This window comes from Gluconobacter vitians, from assembly GCF_015244565.1.
Classification (GTDB): Bacteria; Pseudomonadota; Alphaproteobacteria; order Acetobacterales; family Acetobacteraceae; genus Gluconobacter; species Gluconobacter vitians.
The window spans coordinates 1-13094 of the sequence record NZ_JABCQG010000034.1; the positions used below are offsets into that span (position 1 = coordinate 1).

At 54.6% G+C, this 13094-nt stretch carries 9 protein-coding genes and 4 pseudogenes; 6 read left to right on the top strand and 7 right to left on the bottom strand.

Going from position 1 to position 13094, the window contains the following annotated elements; translation table 11 throughout:
- A pseudogene (locus tag HKD24_RS14175) lies at positions 1 to 178 on the top strand (IS5/IS1182 family transposase); the annotation flags it as partial.
- Between the two features lie 69 nt (positions 179 to 247).
- Here HKD24_RS14175 and HKD24_RS14180 read toward each other — a convergent pair.
- Together HKD24_RS14180 and HKD24_RS14185 are read right to left on the bottom strand one after the other, a co-directional pair.
- The gene (locus HKD24_RS14180) at positions 248 to 1120 is read right to left on the bottom strand and encodes a carbohydrate porin (protein WP_194260850.1); all 873 of its coding nucleotides are present in this window, start codon (positions 1118 to 1120) and stop codon (positions 248 to 250) included.
- A 409-nt stretch (positions 1121 to 1529) separates the two neighbouring features.
- A pseudogene (locus HKD24_RS14185) lies at positions 1530 to 1820 on the bottom strand (IS5/IS1182 family transposase); the annotation flags it as partial.
- Between the two features lie 247 nt (positions 1821 to 2067).
- Here HKD24_RS14185 and HKD24_RS14190 point away from each other — a divergent pair.
- Positions 2068 to 2781, top strand: coding sequence for an HAD family hydrolase (locus HKD24_RS14190; protein WP_012813099.1), 714 nt, complete (start codon positions 2068 to 2070; stop codon positions 2779 to 2781).
- A gap of 72 nt (positions 2782 to 2853) precedes the next feature.
- Here HKD24_RS14190 and HKD24_RS14195 read toward each other — a convergent pair whose 3' ends face one another.
- The 4 genes from HKD24_RS14195 to HKD24_RS14210 all read right to left on the bottom strand — a co-directional run bounded on the left by HKD24_RS14195 (position 2854) and on the right by HKD24_RS14210 (position 9360).
- The gene (locus HKD24_RS14195) at positions 2854 to 4326 is read right to left on the bottom strand and encodes a mannitol dehydrogenase family protein (protein ID WP_228124451.1); all 1473 of its coding nucleotides are present in this window, start codon (positions 4324 to 4326) and stop codon (positions 2854 to 2856) included.
- A 180-nt stretch (positions 4327 to 4506) separates the two neighbouring features.
- A protein-coding gene (locus HKD24_RS14200; RefSeq protein WP_194260852.1) for an IS3 family transposase occupies positions 4507 to 5693 on the bottom strand; the annotation gives its coding sequence in 2 pieces (ribosomal slippage) (positions 4507 to 5423 and positions 5423 to 5693; 1188 coding nt in all).
- A 387-nt stretch (positions 5694 to 6080) separates the two neighbouring features.
- Entirely contained in the window at positions 6081 to 8483 is a 2403-nt protein-coding gene (locus HKD24_RS14205; RefSeq protein ID WP_194260853.1) for a hypothetical protein, read from the bottom strand.
- Positions 8484 to 8766: 283 nt separating this feature from the next.
- Entirely contained in the window at positions 8767 to 9360 is a 594-nt protein-coding gene (locus HKD24_RS14210; RefSeq protein ID WP_061507212.1) for a recombinase family protein, read from the bottom strand.
- Between the two features lie 208 nt (positions 9361 to 9568).
- Between HKD24_RS14210 and HKD24_RS14215 the strand changes: the two genes are divergently transcribed.
- From HKD24_RS14215 to HKD24_RS14225, 3 genes are all read left to right on the top strand, one after another.
- Entirely contained in the window at positions 9569 to 9835 is a 267-nt protein-coding gene (locus HKD24_RS14215; RefSeq protein ID WP_153430493.1) for an AbrB/MazE/SpoVT family DNA-binding domain-containing protein, read from the top strand.
- Positions 9835 to 10224 carry a PIN domain-containing protein gene (locus tag HKD24_RS14220; protein WP_194256155.1) on the top strand — a complete coding sequence of 130 codons (390 nt, stop codon included), beginning with the start codon at positions 9835 to 9837 and terminating at the stop codon, positions 10222 to 10224. The genes HKD24_RS14215 and HKD24_RS14220 overlap by 1 nt, the downstream gene beginning before the upstream one ends.
- Before the next feature lie 73 nt (positions 10225 to 10297).
- Positions 10298 to 11230 (top strand): IS5 family transposase, encoded by a 933-nt coding sequence (locus HKD24_RS14225; protein ID WP_194256267.1) that lies wholly within the window; start codon positions 10298 to 10300, stop codon positions 11228 to 11230.
- Between the two features lie 46 nt (positions 11231 to 11276).
- Here the strand turns inward: HKD24_RS14225 and HKD24_RS14230 are convergent.
- Positions 11277 to 11483 (bottom strand): annotated as a pseudogene (locus HKD24_RS14230) (recombinase family protein); the annotation flags it as partial.
- A gap of 156 nt (positions 11484 to 11639) precedes the next feature.
- Between HKD24_RS14230 and HKD24_RS14235 the strand changes: the two are divergent.
- A pseudogene (locus HKD24_RS14235) lies at positions 11640 to 12989 on the top strand (DUF4158 domain-containing protein); the annotation flags it as partial.
- Positions 12990 to 13094: the final 105 nt, after the last annotated feature.

Genomic DNA, 13094 nt, shown 5'->3' on the forward strand with positions numbered 1-13094 from the left:
AGGGAAGTCGGTGATCCGCTCCCGCGTCGAGCACGTCTTTGCCGATCAGAAATCGCAAATGGGTCTATTCATCCGAACTGTCGGTATCACCCGGGCCACCATGAGGATCGGGCTGACCAATATCGTCTATAATATGCGCCGTTTTCTCTTCCTGGAGCGGATGAACGTGAGCGCGTAGTCATCCAGCGGGAGGGCAGTCCCCGATCTGTTCAAAACGCAGATCAAAAGCTACCCCAAAAACCGTCAATCAAATCGCCAAAAGCCTGAAATCACGAGTCAAGCGCATCAACCAACGGTTCTTCGATCCCTCCATCTGATCCGCCACGAACCATACGCCGGGGTAAGAGTGGTCCAGCCGCGCCGTCTGTCCGGTCAAAACCGCGTCTCGCCCGTGCACGTCGTAGAGGACGTCGGCGATCGGCGCGGAGGCGTAGCTGCCGCCGATCTTGACGCGTCCCGGCAGGTGGGCCGCCCCGATATCCGGTCGAAACTCCAGTTCGAAGGGAATGGCTACACCGTCGGTCTGCGCGGTCGTGAAATGCCAGCCGCTCCGGTTCGAACTCTGATCGTTCGCGTAGATTCCGGTGCTGAAGGTCCACGCCTTGAATGGCGTGTAGCGAATGTTTGCTCCCCAGACGGCTTTGGGATAGACGCTGTTGGACAGCACGTCCGTCGGCGCCTTGGGAACGCCGCAGATCATGTTGTTCATGAAGGTGCAGTCGAGCGTCGAGGCGTCAAAATTGTTCAGCAAACCCATGCGCCCGACCGAGATGTCATATTTGCCGTCCTGCAGTTTCTGTTCGGCGAACGCCAGAACGAGATGGGCAGCGGTGTTGCCGCCGCCGCCATAGACCTGCTGGCTGGGGTCGAGCGTATCCCCGAAGCCGAAGCTCGCACTCTGACCATACCGTGTCACGTTGGAGACATGAGTCGATAAACCCTGCCACCCTGCGAGCGTGCCCCAGTCGATGTCGAACCCCCAGCCGAGCTGGCCAGCGTTCGACACTTCGCGCGTCACGCCACCCGCGACATTCCCGCCAAATTCGTTCTCGTCGTCGATCGATACGGTTACGCCATGCTTCGCCAGCTTACGACGTGTATCCCAGAGGTCGCCGAACAAAGCTTCTGTGGATGGGTTGGCAGCAGGAACAGGACCACCGAGCGTGCCTCCTTGGGAGCGCGTCTGCGCGAGCCCGGGCGTACAGACCCCTAACCCTAAGGCCAGCCACAAAGAAGATTGTCCCAGCCCAAGGACAAGAAAAAAATTTTTATTTCGCACTATGACCACATAATCAACTTCACCATCAGGCGCATATCTGATATCTGTCCCAGTCATCCAAAATAAAATAGTGACTTTATTGCCATCAAGGGATCAAAAAAACGTTATTGAGGAACCTGGAGGGATCGAAGAACCCTTGATTGATGTGCTTGGCCCGTAATTTCAGGTTTTTGGCGATTTGATTGACTGCTTTTGGGTTGGTTTTCGATCTGCGTTTTGAGCAGATCGAGGGCTGCCATCCGCTGGATATCTACGCGCTCGCGCTGATCCGCTCCAGGAAGAGAAAGCGACGCATGTTGTAGACGATATTGGCCAGCCCGACCCTCATGGTGGCTCGCGTTATGCCTACAGTTCGGACGAACAGTCCTGTCTGCGATTTCTGATCGGCAAAGACATGCTCGACACGCGACCGGATCACGGACTTGCCGGCATTGGATCGCTGGATATGGCGGGGCATGGGTTTAAGGTGCGGCTTTTTCCTGTGAACCTTCGAGACAAAGCCATGCTCCTCCATGAAGTCCTCGTTGGCTTTTGAGCGACCGGATGAACCGGTATTTCCGGTCGATGGAGACATGGAGGGCTCGAAATACCCTCTTTTTGTGTCGATCTATAACCATAAATGGTTGATATTGTTATGGACCAAAGTTGCGCAAGAAGGATTTTTCAATCCCTCCACGTTCACCCACACAGCGATGGACATAGCGATCGTGTGAACGCCAAAAGCGTGCATTTCTCGACACGATGACATATAGTTCTTACTTCAGGATCAACTGCACGAGGACATACTCATGACAGATACCGTGTTTCCCGCACATCTTCTGAAGCACAAACAGGAACCCGTCCACGGGGTCGTCTTCGACATGGATGGCTTGTTGCTCGATAGTGAATCTCTTGCGATGGAAGCTCTGGTATTTGCTGCACGTGATCTGAACTATGACATTCCAATGTCATTTTGCCGAACAATGATCGGTGTACCAGCCGACGGTTGCCGTACCATGGTACGAAAAACCTATGGTCAAGACTTCCCGCTTGAGCGTTTTTTTGAACTTCAGGAAGTTCATCTTCGTAATTTCGTAGATACAGGAAAATTAGCTCTAAAAAAGGGCGTCCTGCCCCTTCTTGATTTACTGGACACTTACAAAATTCCCCGCGCCATTGCCACCTCTTCCAGTCGAGTTCGCACTGACCACCATCTAAAACTGGTTAATCTGTTTCACCGCTTCAATGCCATCGTGACACGTGATGATGTTTCAAAAGGAAAGCCTGATCCGGAACCATATCTGACAGCGGCTAAAAAAATTGGGGTTAATCCTGCCCATGCACTAGCACTGGAAGATTCCCACTCTGGCGCCCGTGCCGCGCATGCTGCAGGGATCCGCGTCATTGTCGTACCCGATCTTCTCGAAGCGACAGATGAAATCCGTGGAAAGGCCCTGGCGATCGTTCAGGACCTTTCGATTGTGGAAGCATATCTCAAACACGCCATAACTGGACAAGCCTGACGATCCAGGCGGGGTGCACTCAATAAAGCCCCCCCCTGGATTTTGGTTATGTAAAGTCTACAGCGTGTAATTTTAGTGAGCGATTGTTCGAAGTAACTCTGGCACACTCTCTTCCGTCAGGCGGCGCAACATGGAGGCAATGGCCTCCACCTGCTTGCCATGGTCGGGCAAAGGAGCCCCAAATACTTCTTCCATAGCCAAAAATGCCTCAGCCTGTGCTTTATGATCGTCACGAGCATCGGCACACAGCCCGCGAAGAGTCTCCGCCCTTGGATCTGTCAGGGCGATATCGAATTCATCCTGCTCATGAAGCGCAAACCAGCGAATCCAGCTCGCAATAAGCAAGACAGCACCATCAACCGGGCGCCCAGTTTCGATATTGGAGCGCATCGGCTGGACAATTCGGCTCGCCATCTTGGCTGACCCATTCCGTCCAATCCTTGTCACTTCATGGACGATACCAGGATTGCGGAAACGTTGCATAAGATCAACGGTGTAGCGGTCAAGTTCATCAGTATCAAGCGATACGTCAGCCGTCTGCTCGTTGCGCATGAAACGCGCTGCAATACGTCCAAGCGCGTCGTCACTAGCCGCTTCAGAGACCGTATTGAGGTTAGCCAGAGCACCAACATAAGCCAGCAGCATGTGCGTGCCATTCAGCATCTGCAGCTTTGCCCGCTCAAAAACCCCGACATCAGAAACAAATTTTGTCCCCGGATGCGCAACCCATCTCGGGCGCGGCCCATCAAATTCACCAATCACCCATTGGAACCAGGGTTCAGCCGAAATTGGGGCCCGGTCTTCAATGCCACCCAAAAGTCTGCAGGCATCCGCAATGTCGTCAGGCGTCGCGGTCGGCACTATACGATCAACCATCGTATCCGGAAACTGCACATTCGTTTCGATCCATGCCGCCAGAAGGTCATCCCCTTTCAGGGCAGCCAGATCAATCACGGCCTGACGCAGCGTGTCACCGTTACTATTCACATTATCACAGCACAGAATAACCGGGGGGACACCGCCGCGCTGCCTGACCTGTGCCAACCCAGCGGCAATGATCCCCGGGGCGGTGCGAGGCGTTATCGCCGTAAGATCAGCCTGAATAGCCTCGAACGTAGGATCGAGTCTTCCATCGGCACTCAGGTAATATCCGCTTGCGGTGACAGTAAGTGTGACAATAGCCGTCGCCGGGTCAGCGATACGTGCTGCGAGATTGGCATTATCATCACCTGCATATACGGCCTCGGTAATCGCGGCCATCACAGACGCGACCGTATTGGCGGGCTCGCGCGTCAGCAGCGTATATAAATTATCCTGAGACTGAAGTACCGTCGCCAAATCCGGGCGCCGCATCGTCGCCGAGACGATACCCCATCTCAGTCCATCCCTGCCCTCGGCATCTATCGCCGCCTGTGTTGCTACAACCTGGTGTCCGCGATGAAAATTACCACATCCCAGGTGTACGATACCGGGCCGCAGTAGCGCCGGATCGTAGCGTGGCGTGTAAACGGTATCAGGCACATGGGATATGGCGTTGCGGTTCAAATTCAAAACTATGCGCCTCCATCAGTTAAGTCGCTGAGCCAATCATGACATATACATTTTAAATTTCGACGAAAAACTTAAATCTCACGATTTAATGAAAGCTATGAGCCAGTGGCGGATAGAGGTGGACCCGTCCGTTCGGACAGTTTTTGGGTTTGAATAAGCTATACCCGGTTGTTGTTATGCCGCCATTCTGACGGCGCTGCTGTTGGCCCTCTGGTCCGGGGTTAACCCCGGACCAGAGGGCGTCGGCACGTCATGATACGCCTCATCGGGCGTGCGTCCAGCCAGTGCCGTATGCGGACGCTGCCCGTTGTAATGCGCGATCCATGCAGTGAGCCCGGCCCGCAGTTCCGAACCGGTCTCGAACGCGTGCAGGTAGACGCATTCGTATTTCAGGGATCGCCACAGGCGCTCGATGAATACGTTGTCGAGCCATCGGCCGCACCCGTCCATGCTGATGCGGATCTGGCGCGCTTGCAGCACGTCCGTGAACCGGGACGTCGTGAATTGTGACCCCTGATCCGTGTTGAAGATCTCCGGTGCGCCGTAGCGGATCAGGGCCTCCTGTAGCGCCTCGATGCAGAACTCGGCATCCATCGTGTTCGACAGCCGCCAGGACAGAACCTTGCGCGTCGACCAGTCCATGATCGCCACGAGATACAGAAAACCCTTTTGCATCGGGATATAGGTGATGTCCGAGCACCACACCTGATTGGGGCGATCGATCACCAGATCCCGCAGCAAATACGGATATTTGCGATGCCCAGGATGCGGTATCGTCGTGTGCGGCTTCTGATAGATCGCCCGCAGCCCCATCGTCGCCATCAGCCGACGGACACGCTTGCGCCCGACATCATGGCCGAGCCGCCTGAGATGCCGGGTCATCTGCCGCGACCCGTAATAGGGTGTCTCAAGAAACTGCGCGTCGATCAGCCGCATCCGTTCAAGATTGCCCTCACTCTCCGGCACCGGCCGGTAATACACGGACGACCGGTTGAGTTGCAGCAGCGCGCATTGCCGCACCACGGAAAGCCGAGGCCGCTTCAGGTCGATCATTTGCCGCCTCTGAGCATGCCCAACCGCACAGAGGCATCCCGCAAAAAATCCCGTTCCACCAGCAATTGGCCAATCTTTGCGTGAAGTTTCTCCACGTCGGCCGGGCTGGCCGCCGCCTCCGGTGCCGCCTTGCCGGAGAAGATGCCCGCCATGCCCTCGACTGCCTGGCGCTTCCACTGGGCAATCATCGTCTGGTGCACGCCGTGCTTCGACGCCAACTCCGACAGCGTCTGCTCGCCCCGCATCGCCTCAAGCGCAACCCGCGACTTGAACTCTGCCGCATACCTCTTGCGCGTAACCTTGCCCATAAAACCCGTCCTCGTTCAGGCCAGATAATAGCTTATCGCCCTGTCCGAAAAATGGGGACCACCTCTCTGGCCCTCTCTGCGAAAGACATTCCAACTCACGCAGGTCTGTAACTATTCTGAGGCTCGCGGCTGACTTGGGGGGGAAAGCTGCCACTGGGGGCAGAGGGACCGAATGTCAGCTTCACGGACATGTCGGTCGTTTTAGCTCGCCCTGAACGTTCCCATAAGCGGACATGTGATTTGCTTTCGAAGAGCAACGACGTAGCGCAAAGCGGAGCCCTCGAGCTCCAATAACCTTGCCCTCCGATCCTCACCGCGCAGTACAGAATCAGAGATTGTCCATAATTTCACAGTGATCAAAATATGAACAATGGCGTCATGGAAGCTCTATCCCCGTAAAAAACCAAATTGGATTAACTGTGGACTGAGCTTCTCCGTGAGATTTGCGTAGGCCTTTTCCCAAGGATCGAAGTAAGTCATAATGTTGATTTGGTTTGCTTTGAGCGCGCGGCGTACCTGCCACCAACCAACATCCGGTCGACCAAGCTTGAATTCATCGATGATAGTTCGTCCAAATTTTTGTTGATGATAATGGTGAAATAGCTTCCTACCTTCCTCCATCACGTCTTTAGCTTCAGCAGAGAGTTTCGTCTTCGCTAAGTACGTCGTCATGAAGTTGGACTTAAACGCCGTTTTGGCTCCTACTTGCGTTTCCGTAAAGGGTAAAAAATGATTGACCAGAGACCAATTTTGGTTGTTCCAACGCAGCTTCTCAACCGCGGCCGTGTAATTGGCACCGTTGAACAAAGTCCAGATAAGGCAGTCCAACTTGAAATTATTCGGTAATTCTTGGTTCGGCTGTAAAAATTGGTCTCGGTCATTAAGCCAAGTTGGTTTGATCAGCCGCCTTGCAGCAAACATGACACCTACTTGCCAAAGATTTTCTTTATTAATAAAAAATCCTCGGCCGCTCGCAAATCCAGACGAAAGAATCATCGTGAGGCGACTTGCCTGTTGCAGGTCGTTACCAGCACAATTGAACCAGCCAATGGCACCGTCGGACCAGCGAGTGCCTCGAAGATCTGCCGTCGTAGTCGCCGGTTCAACGGCGCCCTTTAATGGCAAAGCAGGCGTTTTGTTAGCTTTTGGACGTGTCGGCCAAGTCGAAAGAAGCAAGTCATTCTCAACATTGGCGAAGATTTTGTCACCTATAAGATTTGCGTTGCGGTCAAGCACATCCGTAACAATCTCGTCGATAGGCTCTGGTCGAGAAGTGTCCCAAATCAAAAACCCGATCGGAAAGTTACCTTTAAGATCGTCGAATGCCTTGCTATGAACAACAAAGCCTCCGAGATATTTAGCTTTCCAGATAGTGCGGAATTCCTCAAAAGCCTGAGAATTTACGTATTTAAGTTTACTAAAAATTGCCACCGTTGCATTTGGTATTTCTTTGTGTATTCGAGCAAGAAATTGAGTGAAGAGTTCATTACTCGCCTTGCCGTAATCGTCCATGGCCGACGCAGCAAACTTAGACCGAGCTACGCCTGTTTTACTCCGGTCAATGCCTTTACTCGCGGCATTATCCGAGCTTGTCGCCTCGGCATAAGGTGGGTTGATCAAAACAAGAATTTTTTTCGCACCACGCATCTTGGAATTTGCCTCTGCGATCGCAGTTTGAAGCGCTGAAGGCAGCTTGCCAGTCATCGTGTAATCTAAAAGACCAAACTCATTGACGTCATCATTGAGATAGTCATATTGGAAGATACTTGCACCAACGCACGTGCGGGAAGCTAGCATGACGTCGATATCAGCCTGATCGATAGTACTCATGAAAACGTTGCGAGGATTTGAGTGCTTCGTTTCGAGGTTGCCGACACCACAGCACATGTCCCAGACTAAATAGCGCTGCTGCCAGTTCTTTCCAAGGACCGAAGTGAGTTCGTCGTAGGCTTTGTCCACGACGTCAAGGGGAGTATAATAAGCGCCTTTGAATTCCCGCTCATCAAGAGGCAATAGCGTGTCTCGCCTCTCCAAGAGGTATCGTCGATACTCCTCTTGCGGCGGTCGGTGGTAGATTGCCCAGAAGTTGCGATAACCATGGATACTGTTGAGCTCGTACAGCACTCCATTCAACAAAAAGACTGGCTTATGATCGTCGTGGAGAAGCTTAGCTGGTAGGTCTTTCACCGCCGCCTTCTTGCCGTCATGCATGATGTCGGCGAAGAAGAGTAGCGCGTAGTCTGGCGGGGCGGCGCCAGTCAGTTCGTTGCCGACCATCTCCACCCACTTGTCAAAGACCTGTCGCAGATTGTCAGGCGTAATTGAGGTTCGGATTATTTTGCCAGCGCTAATCGCGGACCTGACTGCCTTGACAAAATCTTGTTCAAACGTATCGAGTTGGTAAACGACGAAATGAGCTTCAATAAACGGTGCGATCCGAATAGCCAAACTCTTGTCGACCTTCGATCCGGACTTCGGCCACTTTATCGACTTGTCTTCAAGAATGGGTAGCGCGAGGCTAGTCTCCATGATCGCGGCCTTCTCGGTATCGATCACGCAGAGAAAGGGTGGCAGTTGCTCTCCCAGTTTGCGCGCGGCACGCACATAAAAAAGAAGTTGCGCAAACATCAATACCGGAGCCGCTGGGGAGCCCTTGGCTTCAAACCAGATCTCCTTGGTACGAATATCAACAAGCGTCTTATTATAAGCTTTAAGTCCAATAGCCTTGATATAGGCGTCCTTAACGTCTTCTTCGGTTTTGGCTAAAATAAGATCAGCTTTTAGGCTCATGGGCACTTCTCAATTCTTGTGGTAGAAAATTTATCAAGCATCATAGTATTTTCATGGCTTGACTATGCCTCACGGATTCCTTGGTGGAAAACTATCACCCTTCAACGATATTCTAGCTGCATATATACTGTAGGTCCAGATGCAGCTGCGTGGCACAAGTGTAAATAATAAATATCAGCTTTCGACCATTTTTGCATAAAAGCTGATAGTCTCAAATCGGCCCAAACCGGACATAGGCCGCATCTTGCCGAATGTCACAGTTGAGGCGTAAGCAGACCTACCGCTAGACGGAGCCGGGGGAAAAGCTTTCACTTCGAACCCGCATAATAGTCTGGCGACTTGTAGAAAATTTTCTGGCCAGTGCAGATACGCTCATACCCTCCGCCAGGTCGTTGAGGACGCTTTGCTTCTCACCTTCTGACAGTACGGAAGGCCGCCCCAGGGTCTTCCCTTCTGACTTTGCCCGCCTGAGACCAGACTGCGTGCGCTCGATCAGCAGATCCCGCTCAAACTGTGCGACAGCATTCAGAACCTGCATCGTCATTGTGCCGGAAGAACTGGTCAGATCAGCACCACCAAGAGCGAGGCAGTAAACCTTCACTCCCATGGCTCCCAGCATTTTAACCGTGGTGCTGACATCCATTGCATCGCGACCAAGACGATCAAGCTTGGTCACGATCAGAACATCTCCAGCTTCCAGTCGATCCATGAGGCGAGCAAAGCCACGCCGTTGCGCGATGGAGGTACTCCCGGAAATAGTTTCGGTAACGACGCGACGCGGCTCAACCCGAAAACCGGCTGCTTCAATTTCCTGAATCTGGTTTTCGGTCGTCTGACCGACTGTAGAGACGCGAACATAGGCAAAGGTGCGTGGCATGGGGATCATTTCGTCCGAATAGGATGTCCGAAATATGGACTATGTTCGAAATACTGTAAAGGTAATTTACGGACAGATCGCTTCGCCCCTGTCCGAAAACGATCGTTTTCGGACAGGAAGAACTTATGGCACCATCACATAAAATGACCTATGTTAGGAATATGACCTTAATTAAGGTCGCAACCTCAATGAGCGAGGGATCATTTACATGATTCGTGTCAATGTTATGCCGAATGGCCGACTTGTCCTGCCGGTTGGCCTGCGTAAGTCACTTGGCGTCGAAAAGGGCGGCCAGGTCATGGCAGAGATCGTGGACGGGGAGGTTCGCTTGATGACGCCCGATGCCTCGCTTGATCGGGCCAGAGCACTATTCCGAAAATATGTGCCAGCCGGCTCTTCGATTGCCGATGAAGTCATTGCTGAACGACGCGCAGAAAATACGTTGGATAACCATGACAATAAGGTGCAGCGCTGATGCCGATTTGCGTCATCGACACGTCCGCTGTCTTTGCGGACCTGAACGAAGAAACCGGAGCTGAAGAAGCTCGGCGCTGGCTGAGAGATGCAGCCATCTCCGCCATTAATCTGCAGGAAATCGTTTCTAAGGCTGTTGATAAAGGCGTCCCGGCCGAAGGAATATCCGAACTGATCGCAGCTCTGCGCCTAGACGTACGGCCTCTTGATCACAACCTGGCTCTGACGGCCGGATTAATGCGCGATGCAACCAAGCGGGTCGGTCTCAGCCACGGAGACCGCGCCTGTCTGGCATTAGCTAAAAAATTGGATGTCCCTGCGGTCACGGCAGATCGGGCATGGACCGAAATTGCTGAGGCAATCGGCGTTGAAGTGGTTCTCATTCGATAGACTTACTGGGGCTTTGTTGCGTAAATGCTCGGAGTGGATTCACGGAATGAATCCAGACTGGTAGCTGGGAGTGATGAGCAAGCCGAAAGCCACGCGATACCGTACGACGAACTGGTCCTCCTACAACGCCGCGCTGAAGAAGCGCGGCTCTCTGACGGTATGGTTTGACCCATCCATGAATTGGGAGGGCCTTCCGACGGGACGTCGAGGACGGCGGCAGAATTACAGCGATGCCGCGATCCAGAGTTGCCTGACGCTGAAAGTCCTGTTTGGCTTTGCGCTGCGACAGACGACGGGCTTTGTCGAAAGTCTCCTTCGTCTGGCTGGGCTGTCGTGGTCCGTGCCGGATTTCAGCACGCTGAGCCGTCGGCAGAAATCCCTGACGGTCGATATTCCGTATCGTAGTTCGGGCGGTCCGCTCCATCTCCTGATCGACAGCACCGGCATCAAGGTCGAGGGAGAAGGCGAATGGCACACCCGCAAACACGGGGCGTCAAAGCACAGGATCTGGCGCAAACTTCATATCGCGATCGATGAAGGATCACTGGAAATCAGGGCTGTTGAGATCACGAAAAACGATGTCGGTGATGCCCCAGTCCTACCGGCGCTTCTGGAACAGATCCCCGATGAAGAGGACATCGCCTGCGTCACTGCTGATGGCGCGTATGATACAAGAAAATGCCACGAAACCATCGCCAACCGTGGCGCACAGGCTGTCATACCGCCTCGAAAAAACGCAACACCATGGTGTCCCACATCACCAGGAGCCATCGCCCGCAATGAAGCCCTGCGGACGTGCGGGCATCTCGGGCGGGCTATCTGGAGACGGTGGAGTGGTTACCATCGGCGAAGCCGCGTCGAGACAAAGATGCACTGCATCAAGCTGCTGGGCCAGCGTCTGACAGCACGCGATTTCGACCGCCAGATCACCGAAGTTCACATCCGTGTGGCTATCCTCAATCGCTTCACAGCGCTCGGAATCCCTCTCACACACGCGGTCGCGTAATGGAAAACTCTATAGCGGCCTCGTCACGCCAATAGACCGAATTGTGCAACAGAGCCACGACGAGGGTGTCACCGCGTCGCACAGCTGCCAGAGCCTGATCCAGGCCAGGGCGGGTCCGGGTCGTTCCGGTGAATCCCTTGTCAGTATAGATCCGTTCAGCGGCGATCCCGAGGTTGAGCAGGGTCTCACGCTGCACGGCGAGGTCCTGCTTGTCGGTCGAGCAGCGGGCGTAGCCAATCAGGACGTGCGTCATGGGAAATATTGTAACGTATAAGGACCCTTCATCGCAAAACATATCGTACTATCTATATGAGACTCTGTTCTTGGCCGTTTTCCATGGGTCATCTGGTCGGCCAGAGCGGGTCCGTTCAACGATCCTCTTGCGGACACATCAGGGAGAGAGACGAACATGGCGCGCCGTCGCCTGCTGACCCGCGAAGCGCTTGCGCGACATCTTGATCCTTCCGTCGATGAGCGCGAGATCACGCGACACTTCACGCTGGGCCCCGACGACCTCGACCTGATCGTAACCCGTCGTGGTGATACATCCCGGTTGGGCTTTGCGATGGTCATGCTCTACATGCGCTGGCCGGGACGCGTTCTGGAGGAACACGAAGCACCACCTGCTCCGATTTTGGCGTTCGTGGCACGGCAGCTCGATCTGTCACCCGGTATCTGGCAGCACTATGCGCGTCGTGACGAAACGCGCCGGTCGCATCTGGCCGCTCTCATGCGGCGTCACAGCTACCGTGCCTTCGACCGGGTGGCGTTTCAGGATCTCACCCTCTTCGCGATGCCGATCGCGCAGAACGTGACGCAGCCATCCCGTCTGGCCGTGATCTTGATCGACGAGATGCGCCGCCGAAAGATCCTCCTGCCGTCGGTGACGGTGATCGAGGCGCTGGTGCGCCGCGCACGACAACAGGCAGATCAGCTTGTGCAGGATGTGCTGTCAGCCGACCTGACGCCCGATACCCGCTCTCGCCTGGACGGAATACTGGAGCGCCGCAGCGACCGCAGTGCCTCCTGGCTGTCGTGGCTGCGCAATCCGCCTCTGTCACCGGCATCGCGCAATGTGCTGCGTCTGCTGGAACGCCTTGATCATGTGAGGGCGTTGAAGCTGGACGCCTCGCGCGCCGCGACCATCCCGCGCATGGCGTTCGACCGCCTGAGTGACGAGGCCGCCCGGATCACCCCCCAGCATCTGGCCGAGCTTCCCGTCGGTCGACGCCATGCCATTCTGGTGGCGGGTGGGATCCGGTTCGAAGAGATACTGACTGATGCCGCGCTGACGATGATGGATAAGCTGCTCGGCAGCATGATGCGTCGCGCCGAAAACCGCACGCGCGACAAGGCGATCGTCACGGTGCGATCACTGCAGGCGCAACTGCGCCTGCTGATGGCCTCGTGCCGTCACCTGATCGAGGCGCGCGCCCGAGGCATTGATTCGCTGTCGGCCATCACGGCGATCGATTGGCCGCGTCTGGACGAAGCAATTGGCAAGGCTGAAACCTTGACGGCGCCGGAAACGGTCGACCGCACGGCTGAACTCATTGATCGGCACCGGTCCATTCGTCCGGCTATCGGGCCATTCCTCAACGCGTTCCAGTTTCGGGGTGGTCATGCCATGCAGGGGTTGCTGGAGGCGGTGCAGCTCATTGGCGATCTCTACCGCACCGGTAAACGTCGCTTGCCGGAAACGTGCCCGACCCGGTTCATCCCGCCGTCCTGGCGCGCCTTCGTCAGGCAGGATGGGGTCAGGACATAGAACGGGCACAGATATACGCTAAGCGTCTCTGCGCGCACTTATGGGTCGACTCTATGCGTCGACGACTCCAGCATTCCAAAGGCATCCATCGGACAG

What these genes read in the sequence shown, in the direction of transcription:
- HKD24_RS14190 (WP_012813099.1), top strand. Translation starts at nt 2,068, where the DNA reads ATGACAGATACCGTGTTTCCCGCACATCTTCTGAAGCACAAACAGGAA.
- HKD24_RS14205 (WP_194260853.1), bottom strand. Translation starts at nt 8,483, where the DNA reads ATGAGCCTAAAAGCTGATCTTATTTTAGCCAAAACCGAAGAAGACGTT.
- HKD24_RS14210 (WP_061507212.1), bottom strand. Translation starts at nt 9,360, where the DNA reads ATGCCACGCACCTTTGCCTATGTTCGCGTCTCTACAGTCGGTCAGACG.
- HKD24_RS14215 (WP_153430493.1), top strand. Translation starts at nt 9,569, where the DNA reads ATGATTCGTGTCAATGTTATGCCGAATGGCCGACTTGTCCTGCCGGTT.
- HKD24_RS14220 (WP_194256155.1), top strand. Translation starts at nt 9,835, where the DNA reads ATGCCGATTTGCGTCATCGACACGTCCGCTGTCTTTGCGGACCTGAAC.
- HKD24_RS14225 (WP_194256267.1), top strand. Translation starts at nt 10,298, where the DNA reads ATGAGCAAGCCGAAAGCCACGCGATACCGTACGACGAACTGGTCCTCC.